Raw genomic sequence first — 23,369 nt, 5'->3', positions numbered from 1 at the left:
GGTCTAGGTGATCAGTTTCATCTCGCGATAGAAGCGTTCCGCGCCGCGATGCAGTGGCGTGGAGACGCCGAGCAGGGCCGTGCCCAGGCGGATCTTCTGCGCCATGGCCGGCCCGGCATCGAGGATGCGGCGGTTCTGCGGATGCCACAGTGCGCGCAGGATTTCGTAAGCCAGATCGGGGTCCAGGCTTTCCGGCACCACCCATTGCATGCCGATGCTGACCGTTTCGGTCTGCGCCACGTCGGCATAGGTCAGGGCCGGGATCAGGTCGCGGCTGAAGAAGTGATGCCGGCGCAGGGCACCTTCGATCTGGCGGCCCGACAGCGGCACCAGATCGGCGATCTTGCGGTCGGTCAGGTCGCCCACCGTGGGGGCCGGTTGGCCCGAGATCAGGAAAAAGGCATCCAGTTCGTCGCGGGCCATCAGGTCGGCCGCCTCGCCGGGATCGACCTCAAGAACCTTCACCTGCTGCAGCCGCACGCCATAGGCGGCCAGGATGATCTCGGCATTGAAGCGCGTGCCCGATCCGCCGCGGTCGATGGAAACGCGTTTGCCCACCAGATCGCGCAACTCGGCGATGCCGCTGCCGCGCCGGACCACCAGATGCACCGTTTCGGGATAGAGGTTGGCCAGCACGCGCAGATTGGCCTGCTTGGCGCGGCGGAAATACAGGCCCTCGCCCTGCCAGGCACTGAACACCAGATCGGCCTGGGCGAAACCGGATTCGATGCTTTCGTTGCCCACGGCGGCCAGGTTGGCGACCGAGCCGGCGCTGGAGAGCGCCACCGCGATCATGCCGGGCACGCCGCAGGAGCCGCCCTTGTCGCAGGGCCGGCTGCCCGGCGGATTGGAAATGGCGGAGGCGATGGTGACGCCGACCGGAAAGGCGGTGGTATGGGCCGAACCGGTCAGGATGCGGAAAAAGCCGCCGGTGACCGGCGTGGCGGGCGCCGGCGCGGCGGCGGGCGGAGTGGCGGCGGGCGGCGCGGCGGGGGAGGACGTATCCTGGGCATAGGCGCGGCCGAAACCCTGGGCCAGGCCCAAAGCGATCGTGCTGGTGAGGAAATCGCGGCGACGCATCAGGCGTTTATACGCCCGGTGCCGGCGGCTGACCAGCAACGCTTGGGTGACAGCTTCGATATGGCGGATCCGCCGAAGGCAGGCGGGCGGCTATTCCCGCGACCGGCCGGATCGGCTGAAGGGGCGGTCGAATTTCAGCTTGGCGGCCAGCACGGCGGCGGTGAGGCCGAGCGTGACCAGGTTGGCGGCGATCAGACCGGGCGAACCGATCAGCAGGCCGTAGATCAGCCACAGCGCGATGCCGATATTCATCAGCAGGAACATGATCAGGGAAATGTCGCGCGCCGTGCGCGTGCGCCACACCTTCAGAACCTGAGGGACATAGGCCAGCGTGGTGAGGAAACCGGCGAGCAGGCCGGTCGATTCGACGAGTTCAGCAGACATGGCCGCAGTATAGGCGGTCAGACCCGGGTAATGAAGGCGTTCTGCAGCCGGGCGATGGCGCTGCGCAGGGCGGTGTCCTCATAGGGCCGGGCCGGCAGCTTGCCCCAGATCGGCCCCGGCCAGGCCGGGTCCTCGCGGAAACGGGCGACGACATGGACGTGCAACTGCGGCACCATATTGCCAAGCGCGCCAACATTCAGCTTGTGTGGTTCGAAACAATGCTGCAGCACGCGTTGGGTCTGGGCGATCTCGTTGATCAGCAGCTTGCGCTGCTTTTCATTGAGCTCGTGGATCTCGGTGATGTTTTCCACCGCGGGGATCAGCACCAGCCAGGGATACTGGGCGTCGTTCATCAACTGCACGAGGCAAAGCTTCATGCGGCAGACCGGAAGAGTATCCCGGCGCAACTGGTCATGCAGGGTGAACATCGTCTATCTTCGCTTTCTGAACGAGCGATACGCGTCGCGTATCGGCTGATAAACCATTCACAGAGGATTTGTCCATGGCCGCGAAAACGCTGCCCGTATTGCGCGTGAAAGCGCGCGAAGAGCGCCGTGTGAAGGGTGGACATCCCTGGGTGTACTCCAACGAGCTGGAACTCGACGCCACGGCGAAAGCACTGCCGGCAGGTGTGTTGGTGCGGCTGTTCGATGCTCATGGTGCGGGTATCGGCGTCGCAAGCTTCAATCCCCATTCGCTGATCGCGGCGCGTTTGTGGTCGCGCGACACCGAGGCGCGCATTGATGCAGACTTCCTCAGCGCCCGGCTGCAATCCGCAAAAATGCTCCGGGATCGCTGCTTTTCCTCCCCGTATTACAGACTGGTGCATGCCGAGGCCGACGGCATGCCTGGCGTGGTGATCGATCGTTACGACGACGTGTTCTGCCTGCAGGTCAACACGGCCGGCGCCGAGATGCTCACACCCATGCTGGTCGATGCGCTGCGGGCCGAGTTCAAGCCGCGCGCGGTGGTGCTGCGCAACGATTCCGCCGTGCGCAAACTGGAGGGTCTGGAGCAGGACATCCGGCTCGCGGCCGGCGCGCTCGACAAACCGGCGCTGGTCGAGGAAGGCGGCGTGCGCTTTGCCCTCGATCTGCTGGAAGGGCAGAAGACCGGCTGGTATTTCGACCTCGCCGGCGCCCGGGCCATTCTGGCCTCGCTGGCGAAAGGCCAGGAGATGCTGGACTGCTACTGCAATTCCGGCGCCTTCGCCCTGACAGCGGCGAAGGCCGGCGCGAAAAGCGTGCTGGGCATCGACCGTTCCGACCTGGCGCTGACGCAGGCGACGGACGCCGCAAAGCAGAATGGCCTGGCGAAAATCGCGCGTTTCGAAAAAGGCGAGGCCTTCGACGCGCTGGAGAAGCTGGGCCAGTCCGGCGCGCGCTTCGGGATCGTCGTCACCGATCCGCCGAATTTCGTCAAAAGCCGCAAGGATCTCGGGCCGGGCAGCCGCGCCTATCGCAAGCTGGCGAAACTGGCCGCGCCATTGGTGGCGCCGGGCGGATTGTGGTTTGTCGCCTGCTGCGCCCATCTGCTGCCGGGCGAGTTGTTCGCCAAGGAAGTGGCGATCGGCCTGAGCAATGCCGGCCGCAGCGGCCGCATCCTCTATCAGGGCGGCGCCGGGCCCGACCATCCGGTGCATCCGCACCTGCCGGAAAGCGCCTATCTGAAATGGCAGATCCTGCAGCTCGACTGAGCTAGCGCCGGTTCAGGCTTTTGAACCACGGCTCCAGGCGGCGGATCGCCTCGTCGACCACGGTGGCATCCATGCAGAAGGAAAAGCGCAGGAAGCGGTGCCCATCGGCGGTGTCGAAATCCACGCCCGGCGCGGTCACCACGCCGGTTTCCTCCAGCATGCGCTTGCAGAAAGCCACGGAATCGTCGCTGAAATCGCCGATATCGGCATAGAGGTAGAAGGCGCCGTCGGGCGGCGCGAAGCGCGTGATGCCGAAACGCGGCAGCGCGGCGAGCAGCGCATCGCGGTTGCGCCTGTAGGCCAGCACGCGGGGCTGCAGTTCCCCGTCGGCATCCAGGGCGGCGACGCCGGCAAGCTGGGAGAGCGTCGGCGCGGAAATCTGCAGGCTGCCATGCAGCGCCTCGATGCGCGGCACCAGCCGTTCGGGCAGCACCAGCCAGCCGAGCCGCCACCCGGTCATGCCCCAGTATTTCGAAAAGCCGTTGATCACGATGGCGTCGTCGCCGGCGGCCAGGATCGTGTCGGCCGGCTGGTCGTAGGTGACGCCGTGATACAGCTCGTCGACGATCAGCCACAGGCCGCGCTGGCGGCAGGCATCATAGATGGCGCGCAGTTCGGCCGCCGACAGCATGGTGCCGGTGGGATTCGCCGGGCTGGCGACCACAATGCCTTTCACCTGTGGCGGCAGGCTGGCGATCATCGCCGGCGTGACCTGGAAGCGCGTGGCGGCATCGGTGGCAACGCGATGCGGGATCAGGTCGAGCGCCTTCAGCGTGCCGCGATAGGCGGGATAACTGGGTTCCACCACGGCCACGGTGTCGCCGGCGGAAAAGCAGGCGAGGAAAGCCAGCATGAAGCCCGACGACGTGCCGATGGTGACGGCCACGCGCGACGCCGGAATATCCAGGCCATGACGGCGGCGATACAGGTTCGCGATGCCCTCGCGCAAAGGCATGATGCCCAGCGCCTCGGTGTAACCAAGCTGCCGTCCGCTGCCCAGGGCCTTCTGGGCCGCGGCGATGGCGGCCTGCGGCGGCGGCAGGGTCGGCTCGCCCACCAGCAGATTCACCACTTCGCCGCCGGCTTTCACCCGCGCATTCACCGCCTTGAAGATCTCCCACATCTGGTAGATCTCCACGTCGCTGCGCGGTGAAGCCAAGGGGGCGGGCTGGGGCCCAGGCAGAGATGTGGTCAAAACGCGATCGGCATTGGCGAGCATGCTGGTGTCAATCCACCGAGAAGGTGACGGCCTCGATGCGATAGCCGTCGGGGTCGAAGGCGAAGCCGGCATAATAGGTCGGCGTGTACTGCGGCCGCAGGCCCGGCGCGCCATTGTCGCGGCCGCCCTGGGCCAAGGCAATGGCATGGAAGGCATCCACGGCACTGCGCGTATCGGCCCGGAAGCAGATATGCAGGCCCGACTTCGGATCGTCGGGCACCGGGCTGGGACTGGTGTCGAGCCAGAATTGCGGCCGGGTACGGCCATAACCCAGGCCATGCGCGCCCTCATAGAGCCGCTTGTAGCCCAGCGGCAGCAGCACGGCATCGTAAAAACGCCCCGACGCGGCCAGGTCGCGCACGCCGATGGAAACATGGTCGAACATGTATAACCTCCTTAACGGTTAGGAGGAGCATAACGGACAAATGCGCCATTCGCCAGTGCGACGCCGAGGCTGACGGCGGCGATGCCGGCCCAGGTGACAAGCTCGGGCCATTCGCCGAGCAGCGGGATGGCGAGCAGGGCGGTCAGGGCCGGGGTCAGGGCGCCAAAGGCAGCGGCACTGGCCGCGCCCAGGCGGCGCACGGCAAAACCATAGGCGGCCATGCTGAGCAGGCCGGAGCCGACCGACTGGGCGAGCTGCACGCCAACCTCGAACAGCGGCGCGACCAGCAGCCGGCTCTCCAATGCCAGCAGATAGACCGGCGTGTAGGCCAGGCAGGAGACCACATAGACCACGCCGGCGGCCTGCCAGACTCCCAGGCCGCTTTTTTTCATCGCAATCGTGTAGCAGGCCCACATGGCACCGGCCGCCACGAACATCAGGTCGCCGCGCCAGGTGTCGCCCGCATCATGCAGCACCTGCCAGCCGCCGACGGCCATCGCGCCCATCAGCATCAGCGCGATGCCCAGGCGACGCGATGACGTGAATCTCTCTCCCAGCAGCAGCACGGCCAGCAGCGCGGCAAACAGCGGCATGCTGCCCGGCATCAGGGCGCCGGCATGGGCGGCGGGGGCGAAGACCATGCCGCCGCTGCCGACCAGCATGAAGGGCAGGCCGGCGCCGGCCACCAGCACGGCCAGCAGCAGGGGCCAGCCCGTCCGCCCTTCCGCCCGCGGGGGATGGCGCAGCAGCACGGGCAGCAGGATCACGGCGGGCAGCAGCAGGCGCAGGAACACGACGTCCCACAATGTCAGGCTGCCGGTGACGCCGAAGCGGGTGGCGACCAGACCGGCCGCCCACAGGATCACGGTGAACAAGGCGGCTGCGGCGCCCAGCAGGCGGGCAGAGTCCGGCCGGGTTGACGACGTGGGGGCGGCGAGGCTGCTGTCAGTGGTCATGGCTCGGAATCCAGGAAGGTTGCGTGGCGGCAGGATGTCGCATTGGCCCAGGCATGTCCTTGCTATTTATGCTCATTTCGTCATAATCAGAGCAATATTCTGAATTTTATAGTTCTTTTTTGGGCATATCATGCCAAGTTCGGACCTCGACGCCTTCGACCACAAGATCCTGGCCGCCCTGCAGCGCAACGGGCGGCTCAGCAATGTCGACCTGGCCGAAGAGGTCGGGTTATCGCCATCACCCTGTCTGCGGCGGGTGAAACGGCTGGAGCAGGACGGCTATATCCGCGGCTACCGTGCCGTGCTGGACCGCCGCAAGGTCGGGCTGGGCCTCACCGTCTATGTCGATATCAAGGTGGAGAAGCATTCCACCGAGAATGCCGCCATGCATCAGCGCCTGCTGGAGGCGATTCCGGAAGTGGTGGCGGCCCATATGGTGTCGGGCGAGGCCGATTTCGTGGCAGAGGTGGTGGTGCCCGACCTGGCGGCCTATGAAACGCTGCTCACAGAGCGGCTGCTGAGCCTGCCGATGGTGAAGGATGTGCGGTCGAATTTCGTCATCCGGCAGGTCAAGACCGACGCCGCGCTGCCCTTGAGCCATCTGGCGCCCGAGTGAGCCCGGCCGGCGGCCGGTAAACCGCCGTCCCCTCGACTCTTTTCGGGTGTCACCGTATAGTCCGGCGACTGCCGCAAAGCCGCCATATTGCCTGCCTAATCACTGCCCCGCCGGAAAGCCGCATGGGGCGGAGCGGGACGATACGGAGCGCTGCCGGCCGGGGTCGTGGTTCGTATCTAGCTGCAGGCTGTCATGCGCTATTCGGGACTTCTTGTCCTTTTCCTGGTTGCCGTCCTCAATCTGGCTGGCTGGGCCTATCTCAACCGTTCGATCGAGCCGCGGCCCTGGGGCGAGGTGATCAACGGCGTCGACTATTCGCCGTTCCGCGGCGACCAGGATCCGCGCAACAACCGCTATCCCTCCGAGGCCGAGATCGAGCAGGACATGCAGATCCTGTCCGGCCAGGTGAAGCAGATCCGCACCTACTCGACGCTGGATGGTCAGGGCGAGATCGCCAAGATCGCCGGCCGTTACGGTCTGGAAGTGATGCAGGGTAGCTGGCTGGATGGCCGCCTCGAACGCAACGAGGAGGAAATCAAGAAGCTGATCGAGACGGTCGCGACGCAGAACAACATCCGTCGCGTGCTGGTCGGCAACGAAACCCTGCTGCGCGCCGACATGCCGATCCAGGATCTGGTGGAATACATCCGCCGGGTCCGCACCGAACTATCCAATCGCGGCAAGCATGTCGAAGTCTCGACGCCGGAAACCTGGGATATCTGGCTGCGCTATCCGCAGCTCGGCCGCGAGGTCGATTTTATCGCCATCCATCTGCTGCCCTACTGGGAAGGCCAGGCGCCGGACAAGGCGGTGGAATATGCCCTGTCGCGCTATCAGCAGGTCAAGGATGCCTTCCCGACCAAGAAGGTGGTGATCACTGAAATCGGCTGGCCGTCGGAAGGCCGCATCCGCCGCGATGCCGTGCCGAGCCCGACCAGCCAGGCCGCCTTCCTGCGCGCCTTCCTCAACATCGCCAATCAGCGCGGCCTCGATTATTTCATCCAGGAAGCCTTCGACCAGCCGTGGAAACGCAACATCGAAGGCTCGGTGGGCGCCTATTGGGGCGTCTATAACGCCGACCGCACGCCGAAATTCCCCATGGTTGGTCCGGTCAGCGACCGGCCGCACTGGCCGCAACTGGCGGCCGCCTCGATCCTGCTGGCCCTGCCGCTGATGGCGTGGTTCCTGGCGCGCTGGGCCGACCTGCGCTTCTCCGGCCGCTTTTTCTTCATCGCGCTGATCCAGATCGTCACCAGCGCGCTGGTGATGGTGGTGGATTCCGGCCTGCGCAGTTACATGAGCCCCGGTATCGCGCTGATGTGGGCGATGCTGCTGCCATTGCTATTGCTGCTGTTCATGGTGGTGCTGGCCGAGGGGCTGGAGCTTTCCGAAGTGATCTGGGCCAGCCGGCGCCAGCGCCATTTCCTGCCCTTCAAGACCGATGTCGAGCGCAGCTGGCCCAAGGTTTCGATCCATATCCCGGCCTATAACGAGCCGCCCGAGATGCTGAAGCAGACGCTGGATGCGTTGGCGCGGCTGGATTACCAGAATTTCGAAGTGCTGGTGATCGACAACAACACCAAGGACGAGAAAGTCTGGCGGCCGGTCGAGGAATACTGCCGGCAGTTGGGCGAACGCTTCCGTTTCTTCCACGTCTCGCCCCTGAAGGGCTTCAAGGCGGGCGCGCTGAACTTCGCGCTGCGCCATACCGCCAAGGATGTCGAGATCGTCGGCGTGATCGACGCCGATTACCTCGTCGAGCCCGACTGGCTGAAATCCCTGGTGCCGTATTTCGACCGCGCCGATATCGGCTTCGTGCAGGCGCCGCAGGACCATTACGACTGGAAGGACGATACCTTCAAGGAATTCATCAACTGGGAATATGCCGGCTTTTTCCAGATCGGCATGGTCCAGCGCAACGAACGCGACGCGATCATCCAGCATGGTACCATGACGCTGGTGCGTCGCGCCGCCATCGAGCATGTCGGCCCCTGGGCGGAATGGTGCATCTGCGAGGATGCCGAGATGGGCCTGCGCCTGCTGGCCGGCGGCTGGCATTCGGTCTACACCGACCGCCGCTTCGGTTATGGCCTGACCCCGGACAGCTTCGGCGGCTACAAGAGCCAGCGTTTCCGCTGGGCCTATGGTGCGGTGCAGATCATCAAACGGCACTGGCGCGACATGCTGCCGGGCAGCGACCGCAAGCTGGATCCGATGCAGCGCTATCACTTCATCACCGGCTGGATGCCGTGGTTTGCCGACGCGCTGGGGCTGGTTTTCGCCGTCGCCTCGCTGGCCTGGACAGTCGGCGTGCTGGTGCTGCCCAAGTATTTCGAACTGCCGCTGGCGCTGTTCCTGCTGCCGGTGGTGGCGGTGTTCGGCGCCAAGCTGGCGCAGTTCCTCTGGCTCTACAAGATCCGTGTGCCCTGCACCCTGCGCCAGCGCCTGGGGGCGGGCCTCGCCGGTCTGGCGCTGACCTACACCATCGCCAAGGCGATGCTGTATGGCCTGTTCACCTCCAAGCTGCCCTTCATCCGCACGCCCAAGCATGAAGACCAGGCCGCCTTCGTGCAGGCATTGATCATGGCGCAGGAAGAGGTGCTGCTGGGCGCGTTGCTGGTGCTGGCCGGCATTGGCATGTGGAATTTCCAGGGCGGCGAGGATCCGGAAGCGCGGTTGTGGGCGATCGTGATGTGGGCCCAGTCGGTGCCATACTGGGCCTCGCTGGTGCTGGCCGCGATCAGCACCGCGCCGAAACCGCCGAGCAAAGAGGCGCCCGTGCCAGTATCGTCCGTGCCGGTGCCGGCTGCGCCGGCCTCCTCTGTGGAAGGTACGCCGGCCCAGTAATGGCGGCGGCTGTTCTCTAGCGTAACGGATTCAGACATGCATGCGCCGACGCCGAAGCCGGCCACCCGTTTCCTGCTGCTGTTGCTGTGCATCGCGCTGGCGGCGGGTCTTACCATCCTGGCCTGGTGGCTGCCCAATCGTCCGGTGCAGGTGGGCCATGATCCAGCCGGGCCGAAAGTGGGCATGATCGAAAGCCTGTCCTTTGCGCCATTCCGGCGGGGGCAGGGGCCGCTGAACAAGGTTTATCCGTCGGCCGCGCAGGTGGAAGAGGATCTGGCCAGCCTGCGGGGCATCACCAGGGGCGTGCGCACCTACACGGCGCGCGAGGGCCTGGAGATCGTGCCGGCCAAGGCCGGCCAATACGGCCTGCAGGTGATGCAGGGCATCTGGCTGGGACGCGAACCCGATATCAATGCAGCCGAAGTGGAGGCGGGGATCAAGCTCGCCAACCAGTATCCCGACACCATCAAGTCGGTGATCGTCGGCAACGAGGTGCTGCTGCGCAAGGACCTCACGGTCGATCAGCTGATCGCGCAGATCCGCAAGGTGAAGGCCGCGGTGAAACAGCCCGTCACCTATGCCGATGTATGGGAATTCTGGCTGCGCTTCCCGCAATTGCTGGACGAGGTCGATTTCGTCACCGTGCATTTCCTGCCCTATTGGGAAGACATGCCGATCAGCGTGGCGCATTCCATGCCGCATATCATGGATGTCTATCGCACGGTGCAGGCCCGGCTGCCGGGCAAGCCGGTGGTGATCGGCGAGGTGGGCTGGCCCAGCCAGGGCCGGTCGCGCCGCGAGGCGATCCCGTCGCCCATCGAGGCGGCCGGTTTCATCACCGACTTCCTGCAATTGGCCGAGCGCGAGAAGCTGTCCTACAACCTGGTCGAGGCTTTCGACCAGCCATGGAAGGAACGCCTGGAAGGCACGGTCGGTGCGGCCTGGGGTGTGCTGGATGAAGTGCGGCAGCCGAAATACGACATCGGCGGCAAGGTTTCCAATCTGCCGCAATGGCCGCTGTTTGCCGGATTGTCGCTGCTGCTGGCCCTGATCCTGATGGTGGTGCGGGCACAGCAGCTTGCCGCCCTGCCGCCACGCGCCATGGTTACGGCCGTGCTGTTCGCGCAAGGACTTGGCATCCTGCTGGGTGCCACCATCGAACATGGCCTGGAATACAACTACTCGCCGCGTCACCTGATCGAATTCGCCGTGCTGGCCGCCATCCAGGGCGTGTTCGCGGCCTTGCTGTTCGCCGAGCTGCTCGATCGTCTGGCCGGTCGCGATCCCGGCGTTTCGCCATTGCGGCCGTTGGGAACCAGCCTTGCGGATCTGCGGCGCTTTGCGCCGCTCTATGTCGGGATCGGCCGCGCGCGGGCCGATGCCGCCACGCTGGCCAGCCATGCGGCTTTGCAGCGCGCGCGACTGGCGGAATGGATTTACGGCCTGCTGGCGCTGTGGGCGGTCTATCACGGCGTCATGCAGGTGGTGGCTGGCCGCTACCGCGATTTCCCGATCGATTATTTCCTTCTGCCGATCGCCGGATTCATCATGCTGCGGCTGCTCAGTGGCGGGCGCGAGCGCGGCCTGGCCAGCTTTGCCCTGGCCGCGGGCTTCACGCGTCCGGCCACTGCAGCTGTTGCCGGGCTGCGGCTGGGCTGGGAAGCGATGCTGGTGTTTCTGCTGCTGAGTCTGCCGGTGCTGGTCCTGCTGATCGAGACCCTGCACAACCGCGAGGCCATTTACTGGTGTGTCATCATGGCGCTCTATGCGCTGCCGCTGCTGGGTAACCTATTGATGGTCCGTGCCGTGACCGGCACAGAGGCCGCTGCCAGAGGCGGGGCGGCAGACAAAGCAATTGCCCAATCCTCCCCCAGCCGGTAAAACCGACGCTCACCTGTATGACGCAACGTTAAGTTCTGGGAGGAACCTTATGAGCCATACCCGTCGGACATTTGTCGCCGCTGCGGCGCTGTCCCTTTCCCTTGTCGTTGCTGGCGGCTCGGCCAAGGCACAGGAATTCATCAACATCCTGACCGGTGGCACTTCAGGCGCCTATTATCCGATCGGCGTTGCGCTGTCGAACGTGTATGCCAAGGCGATCCCCAATTCCAAGGTACAGGTTCAGCCGACCAAGGCCAGCGTCGAAAACCTCAACCTGCTGCATGCGCGTAAGGGCGAGATCGCCTTCACCCTGGGTGACTCGCTGAGTGACGCCTGGAACGGCAAGGCCGATGCCGGCTTCACGACCAAGCTGAGCAGCCTGCGCGCCATCGCCGCGATCTATCCCAACTACATCCAGATCGTTGCCAATGCCGATTCCGGCATCAAGACCCTGGCCGACCTGAAGGGCAAGCGCATCTCGGTCGGCGCGCCGAAATCGGGTACCGAGCTGAATGCCCGCGCGGTGCTTGCCGCCGCCGGCCTCAGCTACAAGGATTTCTCCAAGGTCGAGTATCTCGGCTTCGGTGAATCGGTCGACCTGATGAAGAACCGCCAGATCGACGTCACCCTGCAGTCGGCCGCCTTGGGTGTCGCCTCGATCCGCGACCTCGCCAGCTCGATCGCCATAACCGTGGTGGCCGTGCCGGCAGATCTGGTGCCGAAGATCGGCGATCCGGCCTATGTTGCCACTACCATCCCGGCCAATACCTATAACGGCCAGGGTGCCGATATTCCGGCCGTGGCGGTGAACAATTTCCTGGTCACCAACGACAAGATCAGCGATGACCTTGCCTACAAGATGACCAAGGCGCTGTTCGACGATCTCGGCGCGCTGCATGCGGCCCATGCCGCCGCCAAGGTGATCACCCTGGAAAACGGCCCGAAGAACTCGCCGGTGCCGCTGCATCCGGGCGCGATCAAGTACTACAAGGAAAAGGGCGTGCTGAAGTAAGCATCGGCACAGCCTGCAAGATCAGCGCCGGCACCGCGGAAACGGGTGCCGGCGTTTCGTTTAGAAAGAGCCTGCAAGAATATCCGGAGTAGACGTCATGACCGCAGCCACCGCTAACGAGACGCCGGCCTTCATCGACAAGGAATCCGGCCACGGCGTCGGGCAATTCACCGGCATGACGGGGCGCATCGTTTTCCTGATCGCGGTCGCCTTTTCGCTATTCCAGGTCTACACCGCAGCCTTCAATCCGGTTTCGTCGCAGATCCTGCGCAGCCTGCATGTCGGTTTCCTGCTGCTGCTCACCTTCATCCTGTTCCGCTTCAGCGAGCGGCAGAAGCGCGACCACGTGCCGTGGTATGACTGGCTGTTCGCCATTGGCGGCTTTGCGCTTGGTTTCTATCACTGGGTATTCGAGGCCGACCTGATCCAGAGGGCCGGCGATCCGATCCTGGCCGACATCGTGGTCGGCAGCATTGTCGTTATCCTGATCTTCGAAGGCGCCCGCCGGATCATGGGCTGGGAACTGCCGCTGATGTGCGCGGTGTTCATTCCCTATGCGCTCTGGGGGCGTTCGCTGCCAAGCTTCATGATGCATCGCGGCTTCGATTTCGATCAGGTGATCGATACGCTGTATCTTGGTACCGAGGGTGTTTACGGCACGCCAACCTTCGTTTCGGCAACCTACATCTTCCTGTTCATCCTGTTCGGAGCCTTCCTTGAGAGGGCGGGCATGATCGATCTGTTCAACAAGGTGGCGCTCGGCACCGTCGGCCACCAGAAAGGCGGTCCGGCCAAGGTGGCGGTGATCTCGTCGGGCTTCATGGGCACCATCAACGGCTCGGGCGTTGCCAACGTGCTCACCGTCGGCCAGTTCACCATTCCGCTGATGATCAAATTCGGCTACCGGCCGGCCTTCGCCGGCGCGGTGGAGGCTTGCGCCTCGATGGGCGGCCAGATCATGCCGCCGGTGATGGGCGCTGTCGCTTTCATCATGGCCGAGACGATCGGCGTGCCGTATTCCGAGATCGCGCTGGCCGCCGTGATACCGGCGATGCTGTATTTCGGCTCTGCTTTCTGGATGGTGCATCTGGAGGCCGGCCGGCAGAACCTGGTCGGCATTCCGAAATCGGAATGTCCGAGCGCCTGGCAGGCGATCAAGGAGAAATGGTACCTCGCCCTGCCGCTGGTGGTGCTGGTGTTCATGCTGTTCCACGGGTTCACCCCGCTGCTGGCGGGCGTGGTCGGTCTGGCGCTGACCGCGACGTTGATTCTTGGCGCCCAGGTCACCAGCCAGGCCAAAACCATGGTGATGCGCATCTTGTTCTGGCTGGTGCTCGGCTTCATCGCCGCCGGCCTGTACAAGCTGATGGGCGGTGCACTGGAACGCGCCTGCTTCCTGCTGGTGGCGGTGCTGGTGGTCGGCACCTGGTTCATCAAGGGCGGTGTGGCGACGCAGAAGCTGCTGCTCGACAGCATGGCCGACGCGGCCAAGAGCGCGCTCGGCGTGGGCATGGCCTGCGCGCTGGTCGGCGTGTTGATCGGCATCGCCCAGCTGACCGGCCTGGCCAACGATATCGCCCGCGGCATCCTGGCCGTGGCCGGCGACAACCTGCTGCTGGCCCTGGTCATGACCATGGTGGCCTGCATCATCCTGGGCACCGGCCTGCCGACCATTCCGAATTACATCATCACCAGCGCCATGGCCGCGCCGGTGCTGCTGGAAATGGGCGTGCCGCTGATCGTCAGCCACATGTTCTGCTTCTACTTCGGCATCATGGCCGACCTGACGCCCCCAGTCGCGCTTGCCGCTCTGGCGGCACAGTCGATCGCCAAGGCGCCGCACATGACGATCGGGTGGATCGCGACCAAGATCGGCCTTGCCGGCTATGTGGTGCCTTTCATGGCGGTCTATACACCGGCATTGATGCTGCAGGGCGGCACCTGGTTCGACACCACCTATGTGCTGTTCAAGGCGCTGGTTTCAGTCGGCTTGTGGGGCGGCGCCGCTAGCGCCTGGCTGATTGGCCGGATGGGCTGGCCGGAGCGCATTGTCGCCACGGCAGCCGCTTTCTTCCTGGTGGTCAGTATCCGCGAGTTCGAGATCGCTGGTTTTGCCCTGGCTGCTGGCGTGCTGGCCTATCATTGGTGGAAGACCAAGAAGGCCACACCGGCCGCCGCCTGATGTCTGGTCTCTGTCTGGCGCTGGGGGCGGCGATTGCCGTGCTCGGCGCCGACATGGCCGAGCTGCGCTGGACTCACAGCGTGCAGAAGACCGAATGGCGCGAAACCTGGCGCGCCACGCCTGGCGGCCTGCAGCTTGAGCTTGCCGCCGTGCAGGGCAGCGGCGCCGGCATGGAGCCGGGCGACGGCGCGACGCTGGAGAACGGCTTCTGGATCTGGCGGCCGCAACGGCCCGCACAGCCCGAACTGATCCTCACGCGGTCAGGCTACACCGGCAGCGACTGGCAAATCTGCATCAAGGGCAATTGCCGGGCGGTCGGCAGCTATTTCCCCGGCAGTGCGCCGGATCAGAACATGATCCTGAAGCCCTGTCCTTAAACGACGACGGGAAGCGCGCGCAGGCGTTTGCCGCTGGCGGCGAAGATCGCGTTGGTCAGGGCCGGCGCCACCGGCGGCACGCCGGGTTCGCCGATACCGCCGGGCGGGGCCTCGCTGTCCACCAGATGCACGTCGATCGGCGGCGTGTCGGCCATCTGGAGTACGCGATAGCTGTCGAAGTTGCCTTCCTGCACGGCGGCATCCTTCAGGGTGACCTTGCCGTGCAGCGCGGCACTGAGGCCGAAGATGGCGCCGCCGGATAGCTGCGCCTGCACGATGGCCGGGTTGACCACCGTTCCGGCATCGGCGGCGATGGTGATGCGGTCGACGGCAACGTCGCCATCGCGCATCGTCACCTGGACAACCATGGCGACGATGCTGCCAAAGCTTTCATGCAGGGCGATGCCGCGACCCTGGCCTTCGTTCAGCGGCGATCCCCAGCCGGCTTTCTCGGCGGCCAGTTCCAGCACGCGGCGATGACGTGGCCGGCTGGCCAGCAATTGCAGGCGGTAATCGAGCGGGTTCTGCTTTGCCGCATGGGCCGCCTCGTCGATCAGGCTCTCCTTCACGAAGGCCGAATGCGAATGACCGACGGAGCGCCAGAAGCCGACCGGTACCGGCGTATCGACGCTGACGTATTTCAGTGCCGTGCTGGGAATGGCGTAGGTGTTGTCGAGGCAGCCCTCGATGGCGGTTTCGTCAGGTCCCAGCCAGGTGGCGGCGACGAAAATCCGCTTCATGATCGACGGCGAGGCCAGCGCATGTTTCCAGGCCACCAGCCGGCCCTGGGCATCAAGGCCCAGTTTCACGCGATGCAATGCCGCGGGACGATAGAAATCGCGACGCATGTCCTGTTCGCGCGGCCACATCACCTGCACCGGCTTGCCCATCATGGCCTTGGCCACGGTTGCCGCGACGGCGATGAAATCGGCCTCGGCCCGGCGGCCGAAACCGCCGCCCAGATATGTCGTGTGGATGCGCACGCGGTCTTCCGATACGCCCGTCACCGCCGCCGCGGCTTTCTGCGCCATGGTCTGGGCCTGGGTCGGCGCCCACACATCGACGCCATCGGGACCGACGCGCACCGTGGCATTCATCGGTTCCATCGTGGCATGGGCCAGGAAGGGCAGGCGATAATCGGCGCTGATCACGGTCGCCGCCGCACCCAGGGCCTTGTCGACATCGCCGGCCTTGTGGGCCTCCTTGCCTTCGGTGTCGACCATCGCATTGAGTCGGCGCCACAACATGGCATCGTCGAAGCCGCCATCCACCTCCGGCCGGTTCCATTCCGCCGTCACCGCATCGCAGGCCTGCATGGCGCGCCAGGTGTTGTCGGCCACGACGGCAAACCCGTCTGCCAGCGGCACCACGGCCTTTACGCCGGGCTGGGCCAGCGCGGCTCTGTCATCCAGGGTTTTCAGCAGGGCGCCAAAAGCGGGTGCCCAGCGGATGGCGGCAAAAAGCTGCTCCGGTTCGCGCACATCGAGGCCGAAATCGGCATTGCCGTTGATCTTGTCGAGCGTATCCACCCGCTTGTCATGCCGGCCGATCAGGCGCCAGGCCGAGCGCGGCTTCAGCACAGGTACGTTCGGGGCATCCAGCGCGGCAGCGGTGTCAGCCAGCGCGCCATAGCTGAGGCTGCGGTTGCTTGGTTTGTGCAGCACCATGCCATCGGCGGTGTCACATTCCCCAGCCGGCAGTTTCCAGCGCTCGGCAGCAGCCTGCACCAGGCGAAATCTGGCTTCGGCCCCGGCGCGACGCAGGCTGTCGAAGCCGCCGCGGATCGAGGTCGAGCCGCCGGTCACCTGCTGGCCGATCAGGCGGCCAAGCTGCTCCAGGCCCCAGAGCGGCAGGCCGCTCAGGCTTTCCGCCTTGCCGCCGCTGAGCATGCTCTTGATCATGTAGACATTGCGATAGGCCTTGTCGGCCGGCGCGTTGCGGATGACCACCTTCATGGGATCGACATCCAGTTCCTCGGCCAGCAGAGTGGCGAGGCCGGTATGAGCGCCCTGGCCCATCTCGGAACGGTCGATCAGGAAGGTGATGCGGTCGTCGCGGCCGATATGCAGCCATGCATCGAGGCGCGCGACCAGTGGTACCGATACCGCCGTCTGGCCACGTGCCGCAGGCGGCAGGGCCAGTCCGATCAGCAGGCCGCCGGCGGTGAGCCCGGCACCGCGCAACACGCCACGGCGGCTGGGCGAGAATATGGCTGCAGGCCGATTGGGGCTGACGGACGGCATCGACAACTCCATGACGACGGACCGGAACAGGATACAGGGCAAGCCGGACAGCTCCAAGTGCATCGATATCAGGATCGGGGCAATTGGATGACATTGTCGCGGTTGTGTTTCCGCGGCGGCAGGGCTAAGCCGGTACATCATTCATAACGATACCGTTCGCCATGCCGTCCCCGTCCGCCAATCTCGTTACCCGTGGTCAGCGCCTTGCCCTGGCCGGCCTGGTGATCGGCGCGCTTGCCATCGCCTTTTCCCCGATCTTTGTGCGCCTGTCGGAAGTGGGGCCGACGGCCACCGGGTTCTATCGCACCATCCTGGCCGTGCCGCCGCTCTGGCTGTTCTGGCAGTTCCGCCCGGCCAGCACAAAGAGCATGGATGCGCCGGGACTGCCCCCCCTGATCCTGATCCCGGGACTGCTGTTCGCCGGCGACCTGTTTTTCTGGCATTTGTCGATTCAGTATACCACGGTGGCGAATGCCACCCTGCTGAGCAACTTTGCCCCGGTGATCGTGACGCTGGGGGCCTGGCTGGTGCTGCGCGAGAAGATCACGCCGTCCTTCCTGGTCGCGCTGCTGGTATCGATCTGCGGCGCGCTGATGCTGGTGGGGGCCAGTTTCCAGCTTGGCGGCGATTATGTTTTTGGCGACCTGCTGGCTTTCACCACGGCGATTTTCTATGGCGCCTACATGATCGCGGTGGCCAAGCTGCGTGGTCGGCACAGCACGCAGCAACTGATGTTGTGGTCCAGCCTGGTCAGCGGCCTGGCCCTGCTGCCGATGGTGTGGGTGATGGGCGAGGGCCTGCTGCCGCCGACACTCACCGGCTGGGCGACGCTGTTCGGCCTGGCCTGGATCAGCCATGCCCTGGGCCAGAGCCTGATCGCCTATGCGCTGGGCCACCTGCCGGCGTCGTTTTCCTCGCTGGTGGTGCTGATCCAGCCGGTGGCGGCGGCCTTTTTTGGCTGGCTCTGGCTGGGCGAGGGGCTGCAGCCGTTGCAGATCGCCGGCGGCATCGTGGTGCTGGGCGGAATCCTGCTGGCGCGTCGCGCCCAGCTCAAGGCCGGCTAGGCCGCCGAACTGGCCGCGCGCTTCGCCGCGAAATCGACGAACCAGGCCAGGCTGCCGGGATTGGCCATGGTGCCGGGATTGGAGACTTTCTCGGCCGGCTGGCCGAGCAGGATTTTCTTCACCGGCACTTCCAGCTTCTTGCCCGACAATGTGCGGGGCACTTCCGCCACCTGGAAGATGTCGTTCGGCACGAAGCGTGCCGATACCGCCTTGCGGATCGCCTGGTTGATGCGTTCCTTCAGCGCGGCATCCAGCGTGATGCCCGGGCGCAGCACCACGAATAACGGCATGTAGGAGTCGCGGCCCAGATATTCGAGGTCGATCACCAGGCTGTCGAGGATCTCGGGCAGTTCCTCCACCGCACGGTAGATTTCCGCCGTGCCGAGCCGCAGGCCGTAGCGGTTGATGGTGGCGTCGGAACGGCCATAGATCACCGCGCCGCCACGCGGGGTGATCCTGATCCAGTCGCCATGGCGCCAGACGCCGGGATACATGTCGAAATAGCTGTCGCGATAGCGCTGGCCGTCCTTGTCATTCCACAGGAACAGCGGCATGGAGGGAATGGGCGAGACGCAGACCAGTTCGCCGACCTCATTGTCGAGCGGTTTGCCCTGATCGTCATAAGCCTGGATGTTGGCGCCGAGACAGCGCACCTGCATCTCGCCAGCATAAACCGGCAGCATGACGCAACCGGCAACAAAGGCGCCGGCAAAATCGGTGCCGCCGGATATCGAGGTCAGCCAGACATCCTGGCCGAGTTCGCCGTAGATCCAGGCGTAAGACTCTTCCGACAGCGGTGATCCGGTGGAGCCGACGCTGCGCAGATGCGACAGGTCGGCGATCTGGCGCGGATGCACGCCCGCCTTCTGGCAATTGGCATAGAAAGCGGCACCAGCGCCGAAGAAGGTGGCCTTGGTCTCGCCGGCAAACCGCCACAGCGTGGTCCAGTCGGGATGACTGGGCGCGCCGTCGTAGATGGCGATGGTGGCGCCGACCAGCAGGCCGGAGACCTGCGCGTTCCACATGATCCAGCCGGTGCTGGAATACCAGTGATAGACATCGTCGGGGCCGATGTCGTTATGCAGGGCCATCATCGCCATGATGACCATCAGGATGCCGCCATGACCGTGCACAATCGGCTTGGGCAGGCCGGTGGTGCCCGAGGAATAGACCACCCAGAGCGGATGGTCGAAGGGCACGGGTTCGACCTTCAATTCGGCTGGTTCGGCAACGATGTCGGCCCAGTCGCCGATACAGATATTCGCAGGCATGGCATGGCTGCCCAGGAATGCGCTTTCCTGGCCCGGCATGAGGATGAGATCGGTCAGGCTGGGCAGGGCGGCGACCATTTCGGCCAGCACCTCGCCCTTGTCATGGTGTTTGCCGTTATAATCGCAGGACGGCACGGCAAACAGCGCCTTGGGTTCGATCTGGCGGAAGCGGTCGAGCACCGCGTTCAGGCCCATATCCGGCGAGCAGACCGACCAGATTGCGCCGATGCTGGCGGTCGCCAGGAAGGCGATGATGGTTTCCGGCGTATTCGGCGCATAGGCCACCACGCGGTCGCCGCGTTTGACGCCTCGGCCACGCAGATAGGCGGCCATGCTGCCGACTCTGCCATGCATCTCGCGCCACGACATCTGCCGCAGCGGCTGCGTTTCCGAAGCATAGAGAATGGCGGGCCGCGCATCGGTTTCATGCCGCAGCACCTGGTCGACGAAATTCACCTCGGCGCCGGTGAACCATTCCGCGCCGGGCATGTCGCGTTTGCCCAGGATTTTCGTATAGGGCTTGTGCGCCCTGATCTCGAAAAAGTCCCACAGCGAGGCCCAGAAGCCTTCCAGATCGCTGACCGACCAGCGCCACAACGCGTCGTAATCGGCGAAATCGCGGCCACGCTCGCGCTTCAGCCAGTCCATGTAATGGTGCAGCCGGCTGCGGCCGATCCGTTCGGCCGAGGGGGACCACAACTGGGCTGGGGCGTCGCTGGCGCTCATGTTTCCTCCGGAGATTCTCAAGCCTTTTCGATCAGCTTAGCGATCTCCGGGGAAAATGCACCATCCAGCAGGATGAAGGCCATGCGGGCGGGATTGGTCTCGGACGGGTTTTCCCAGGCATGGTCGGTGCCGCGCTGCACCACCACGTCGCCGGCTTTCAGATGCGTGCGCGAGCCGTCGTCCAGCACCAGCACGATCTCGCCGAATACGACAATGCCGTAATCCATCGATTCCGTGCGGTGCATCATCGGATGCGGGCTGTCTGGCTTCCAGGTCGAGGCATGGCCCGAACCGACCAGAGCGAAGGCGGCTTCCGCCATTTCGCGCGTCATAGCGGGGCGGGCGGCCTGTTTCGGGCCGAAATCGACAAAGCGGATGATGCTGCCCTGCTTCGGCGGCTCGATCTGCAGCGGGCGGGTGGTGGGGTCGGCACCATTGTCGACGCGCACCGGGCTGCCGCTGGTGTTCCAGATTTCATAGAAGGCGACGCCGATTTCGGGCTTTTCCAGGGTCGGCTGCATGGCGGTATCCATGGCGACGACGGACTTTCCGTTGGCATCATGGCCGGTGACGATGCGGCGGGGCGTGCGGTTCATGGGCGGTCCTTCCAGTGCACCATGGGCAGGCCGGCAACCGGGCTGCGGAACCACGGGATGTTGGTGCCGAACAGGGTGCCGATATAGGCGTTGCGCAGATCGGGGCCGCCGAAGGTGACGCTGGCGATCCAGGGCGTGACGCTGCTGCGGGCGGCCATCATCAGCTCGGGCGTGGCGTTGCCGGCCTGATAGGCGGCCTCGAGCGCGGCCACGGCCTGCGGGTTTCCATCGTCGAACAGGGTCAGCATCTCGCCCTCGGGCGTCAGCGCGATCAGCTTCTCGGCCATCACCAGCGTGACCCAGAGGTTGCCAAAAGAATCGAAGGCGCAGCCATCGGGAAAGCCGGCTGGGCCGAAATCGCCGGGGCCGAAAATCTCACGGTCGCTCAGGCTGCCGTCCGGAGCGGCGCGGAACCGCGTGATGCGGCGGCCGCAGGTTTCCACGGCGTAGAGATATTCCTCGCGGGCATCGAAGCGGATTTCGTTGGTGAAATGCAGGCCATCGGCCACGATGCGCAGGCCGCGCTCGTCGGCCAGGGCGATGAAGCCGTCATCGATGCCGGGCCGGATCGCCTCCATCCAGTTCTTGATGCGGGTGGAGACGGTAAGCCAGATGCGGTCTTTCGAATCGCGCAGCACGAAATTGACCTTGCCGATCGGCTGGCCGTCGATGCTGTCATAGAGCACGCGGCTGCGGCCGTCGCGGTCCATCACTTCCAGCCGGTCGGTGCCGAAATTCGAGATCAGGATGTCGCCGTTGCGGGCGAAAGCCAGGCCGTTGGGCAGGGTGCCCTCGGTGAAGCGTTTGGCCAGATCGGTCGTGCCGGCGAAGTGACTATCGGCCTGCTGGGCGATCAGGCGCTGGCTGCCATCGGATGCGATGCGCATCACGCCGCCGCGGGCATCGGCCGACCACAGCGTGCCGTCGGGCTCGGCCAGGATGCATTCCGGCCGCTGCAGGTCGTGGCCGATGAAATTCAGGTCGTCGCGGCTGAGGCGGAAGCCTTTCAGCGGGTTGGCAGCGGGCATGTCACACCAGGGCGAGGGTGAGTCTGGGGAAAATCACCAGGATGATCAGGGTCAGCAGCATGATCACGGCGAAAGGCAGGGCGCCGAGGAAGATGGTGCGCAGGGTGATTTTCGGATCGTTCAGCGTGCTCTTGATGACGAAGACGCTCAATCCGAATGGCGGCGTCAGCAGACCGATCTCGACGGCGACGATGGTGATGATGCCGAACCAGATCAGGTTCATGTCGAAGCCGCTGGCAATCGGCAGCATCAGCGGCAGAACGATCAGCAGGATCGAGCTGGAATCGATGAAGCAGCCAAGGATGATGATCAGCAGGATATAGACGGCCAGGAAGGCGAAGGGGCCAAGGCCGGCCGCGCTGATTTCGGCGACCAGGAATTGCGGCACGCCGGACAGCGCCAGCATGCGGGTATAGAGGCTGGCGCCGATGATCAGGAACGAGACGGCCACGGTGACGTGGCCGGTCTCGACCAGGACCTGCCAGAATTTCTTCGGATCCAGCTTGCGCTTCCACAGCGCGATCAGCAGCGCGCCGGCCGCACCCACGGCACCCGCATCGGTGGCGGTGAAAAAGCCGGCATAGATGCCGCCCAGCACGACGGCGATCAGCGCCATGATCGGCAGCAGCTTGGCGGTCATTTCACGCCCGCCCATCAGGGTTTCCTGGCCGGCATCGCCCTCGGGACGGCCGCCCACATAAGACGGCCAGAAGCGCGCCATCAGCATGATGCCGACGGAATAGGTGAGCGCCAGCAGCAGGCCCGGCACCACGCCGGCCATGAACATGCTGCCGACCGAAACCTCGGCGAGGAAGCCGTAAAGGATCATCAGCAGGCTGGGCGGGATCAGCATGCCCAGCACGGAGGAACCGGCCACGACACCGGTGGCGAAACCGGGCTTGTAGCCGTAGCGCAGCATCTCGGGCACGGCGACGCGGGTGAACACGGCGGCCGAGGCGATCGAGATGCCGGTGATGGCGGCGAACACGGCATTGGCAGCGACCGTGGCGATGCCCAGTCCACCACGCAGGCGGCGCAGCCCCTGATTGGCGACTTCAAAAGCGTCCTTGCCGATATCGGCAATCGAGACGAGGAAGCCCATCAGCACAAAAAGCGGCACCACGCCGAAGATGTGGCTGGCGATCGAATCCGAAGCGCCCTGGGCCAGCATCGACATGGCGACATCAGGACTGTCTTTCAGCAGCCACACGCCGATGAAGGAGGTGAGCCCGAGCGCGACCGCGACATGCAGGCCGAGCCAGATCAGCAGCATCATGCCGGCCAGGGTAAGGAAACCAATCTCTAGGCCGGTCATTTGCCACCTGCAAAAGCGAAACGGAAATCCTGCCAGGCCATGATCAGGTATTGCAGCCCGGTGGCCGCCGAACCGATCAGGATCAACAGCCGGATCGGCCAGGTCGGCGCGGTGAAATCGCCGGCGGCGCCGACATATTCACCGATCTCGATGGCCTCCTGGAATGGTGCAATGCTGCCCCAGAAGATGATGGCGAGGAACACGGCGCCGAGCAGGGCGAACAGCCCCTGGAGCACGCGGCCCGCCCGCGGGCGTTTGATCAGCAGGGTTTCGATCACCATGTCGGATCGTGTCATGCGGCCGACCATGAGGGCATGGCCAAGCTGCAGAAACACGATGCCGACGATGGAGAGCGACAGTAATTCGGTGGTGCCGCGCACGGGGCTGGAAAACAATTCGCGCCCCAGGATGTCGGTATTGATCAGCACCATGAGGAGAAAAATCCACACGGTGCCGAGGGCGTTCATCGCCCCCAGCAGACGGCTATACAT

20 protein-coding genes are annotated in these 23,369 nt (G+C 64.8%); 8 read left to right on the top strand and 12 right to left on the bottom strand.

Annotated features, from left to right (window positions below; translation table 11 throughout):
* Positions 1-3 precede the first annotated feature (3 nt).
* The 3 genes from ACE3OO_RS03345 to ACE3OO_RS03335 all read right to left on the bottom strand — a co-directional run bounded on the left by ACE3OO_RS03345 (position 4) and on the right by ACE3OO_RS03335 (position 1,892).
* Positions 4-1,080, bottom strand: a complete 1,077-nt coding sequence (locus ACE3OO_RS03345; protein ID WP_374299702.1) for a TAXI family TRAP transporter solute-binding subunit — start codon at positions 1,078-1,080, stop codon at positions 4-6.
* Between the two features lie 90 nt (positions 1,081-1,170).
* The gene (locus tag ACE3OO_RS03340; protein ID WP_374299700.1) at positions 1,171-1,464 is read right to left on the bottom strand and encodes a SemiSWEET family sugar transporter; all 294 of its coding nucleotides are present in this window, start codon (positions 1,462-1,464) and stop codon (positions 1,171-1,173) included.
* A 17-nt stretch (positions 1,465-1,481) separates the two neighbouring features.
* A complete protein-coding gene (locus ACE3OO_RS03335) occupies positions 1,482-1,892 on the bottom strand; it encodes an HIT family protein (protein WP_374299697.1) in 411 nt (136 codons plus the stop codon).
* A gap of 74 nt (positions 1,893-1,966) precedes the next feature.
* Here ACE3OO_RS03335 and ACE3OO_RS03330 point away from each other — a divergent pair, with 74 nt between their 5' ends.
* Entirely contained in the window at positions 1,967-3,160 is a 1,194-nt protein-coding gene (locus ACE3OO_RS03330; RefSeq protein ID WP_374299695.1) for a class I SAM-dependent rRNA methyltransferase, read from the top strand.
* Between the two features lies 1 nt (position 3,161).
* Here the strand turns inward: ACE3OO_RS03330 and ACE3OO_RS03325 are convergent, their stop codons facing one another.
* The 3 genes from ACE3OO_RS03325 to ACE3OO_RS03315 form a co-directional block, all read right to left on the bottom strand.
* Positions 3,162-4,283 (bottom strand): pyridoxal phosphate-dependent aminotransferase, encoded by a 1,122-nt coding sequence (locus ACE3OO_RS03325; RefSeq protein ID WP_374299693.1) that lies wholly within the window; start codon positions 4,281-4,283, stop codon positions 3,162-3,164.
* A 103-nt stretch (positions 4,284-4,386) separates the two neighbouring features.
* On the bottom strand, positions 4,387-4,764 hold the full coding sequence (locus ACE3OO_RS03320) for a VOC family protein (RefSeq protein ID WP_374299691.1): 378 nt from the start codon (positions 4,762-4,764) through the stop codon (positions 4,387-4,389).
* Positions 4,765-4,775: 11 nt separating this feature from the next.
* On the bottom strand, positions 4,776-5,720 hold the full coding sequence (locus ACE3OO_RS03315) for a DMT family transporter (RefSeq protein WP_374299688.1): 945 nt from the start codon (positions 5,718-5,720) through the stop codon (positions 4,776-4,778).
* Positions 5,721-5,850: 130 nt separating this feature from the next.
* Here ACE3OO_RS03315 and ACE3OO_RS03310 point away from each other — a divergent pair, with 130 nt between their 5' ends.
* The 6 genes from ACE3OO_RS03310 to ACE3OO_RS03285 all read left to right on the top strand — a co-directional run bounded on the left by ACE3OO_RS03310 (position 5,851) and on the right by ACE3OO_RS03285 (position 14,635).
* Positions 5,851-6,336, top strand: coding sequence for an Lrp/AsnC family transcriptional regulator (locus ACE3OO_RS03310; RefSeq protein ID WP_374299685.1), 486 nt, complete (start codon positions 5,851-5,853; stop codon positions 6,334-6,336).
* Positions 6,337-6,528: 192 nt separating this feature from the next.
* Positions 6,529-9,183: a glycosyltransferase gene (locus ACE3OO_RS03305; RefSeq protein WP_374299683.1), complete on the top strand. Its 2,655-nt coding sequence runs from the start codon at positions 6,529-6,531 to the stop codon at positions 9,181-9,183.
* Positions 9,184-9,219: 36 nt separating this feature from the next.
* Positions 9,220-11,064 carry a glycoside hydrolase gene (locus ACE3OO_RS03300; RefSeq protein ID WP_374299681.1) on the top strand — a complete coding sequence of 615 codons (1,845 nt, stop codon included), beginning with the start codon at positions 9,220-9,222 and terminating at the stop codon, positions 11,062-11,064.
* A gap of 49 nt (positions 11,065-11,113) precedes the next feature.
* Positions 11,114-12,076 carry a TAXI family TRAP transporter solute-binding subunit gene (locus tag ACE3OO_RS03295; protein ID WP_374299679.1) on the top strand — a complete coding sequence of 321 codons (963 nt, stop codon included), beginning with the start codon at positions 11,114-11,116 and terminating at the stop codon, positions 12,074-12,076.
* Between the two features lie 97 nt (positions 12,077-12,173).
* A complete protein-coding gene (locus ACE3OO_RS03290) occupies positions 12,174-14,258 on the top strand; it encodes a TRAP transporter permease (RefSeq protein WP_374299677.1) in 2,085 nt (694 codons plus the stop codon).
* Entirely contained in the window at positions 14,258-14,635 is a 378-nt protein-coding gene (locus ACE3OO_RS03285) for a DUF1850 domain-containing protein (RefSeq protein ID WP_374299675.1), read from the top strand. The genes ACE3OO_RS03290 and ACE3OO_RS03285 overlap by 1 nt, the downstream gene beginning before the upstream one ends.
* On the opposite strand, the gene ACE3OO_RS03280 is transcribed toward ACE3OO_RS03285, so the two are convergent.
* Complete coding sequence (locus ACE3OO_RS03280; RefSeq protein ID WP_374299673.1) at positions 14,632-16,878, bottom strand: molybdopterin cofactor-binding domain-containing protein; 2,247 nt, start codon at positions 16,876-16,878, stop codon at positions 14,632-14,634. The genes ACE3OO_RS03285 and ACE3OO_RS03280 overlap by 4 nt on opposite strands.
* A 161-nt stretch (positions 16,879-17,039) precedes the next feature.
* Between ACE3OO_RS03280 and ACE3OO_RS03275 the strand changes: the two genes are divergently transcribed.
* Complete coding sequence (locus ACE3OO_RS03275; protein WP_374299671.1) at positions 17,040-17,942, top strand: DMT family transporter; 903 nt, start codon at positions 17,040-17,042, stop codon at positions 17,940-17,942.
* Here ACE3OO_RS03275 and ACE3OO_RS03270 read toward each other — a convergent pair.
* From ACE3OO_RS03270 to ACE3OO_RS03250, 5 genes are read right to left on the bottom strand one after another with little or no spacing between them, the layout of a single operon-like run.
* Positions 17,939-19,939 carry an acetoacetate--CoA ligase gene (locus tag ACE3OO_RS03270; RefSeq protein WP_374299669.1) on the bottom strand — a complete coding sequence of 667 codons (2,001 nt, stop codon included), beginning with the start codon at positions 19,937-19,939 and terminating at the stop codon, positions 17,939-17,941. The two genes, ACE3OO_RS03275 and ACE3OO_RS03270, sit on opposite strands and share 4 nt — an antisense overlap.
* Positions 19,940-19,956: 17 nt before the next feature.
* A complete protein-coding gene (locus tag ACE3OO_RS03265; protein ID WP_374299667.1) occupies positions 19,957-20,535 on the bottom strand; it encodes a cupin domain-containing protein in 579 nt (192 codons plus the stop codon).
* Positions 20,532-21,563, bottom strand: a complete 1,032-nt coding sequence (locus ACE3OO_RS03260; protein ID WP_374299665.1) for an SMP-30/gluconolactonase/LRE family protein — start codon at positions 21,561-21,563, stop codon at positions 20,532-20,534. Before ACE3OO_RS03260 ends, ACE3OO_RS03265 begins: the two co-directional genes overlap by 4 nt.
* Before the next feature lies 1 nt (position 21,564).
* Positions 21,565-22,878, bottom strand: a complete 1,314-nt coding sequence (locus ACE3OO_RS03255) for a TRAP transporter large permease (RefSeq protein WP_374299662.1) — start codon at positions 22,876-22,878, stop codon at positions 21,565-21,567.
* A complete protein-coding gene (locus ACE3OO_RS03250; RefSeq protein ID WP_374299660.1) occupies positions 22,875-23,369 on the bottom strand; it encodes a TRAP transporter small permease subunit in 495 nt (164 codons plus the stop codon). Before ACE3OO_RS03250 ends, ACE3OO_RS03255 begins: the two co-directional genes overlap by 4 nt.

The sequence above is a fragment of the Ferrovibrio sp. genome (assembly GCF_041906005.1).
GTDB lineage: Bacteria > Pseudomonadota > Alphaproteobacteria > Ferrovibrionales > Ferrovibrionaceae > Ferrovibrio.
The sequence above is the reverse complement of the archived record's forward strand: the minus strand, read 5'-3'. Positions and strand labels throughout refer to the sequence as shown.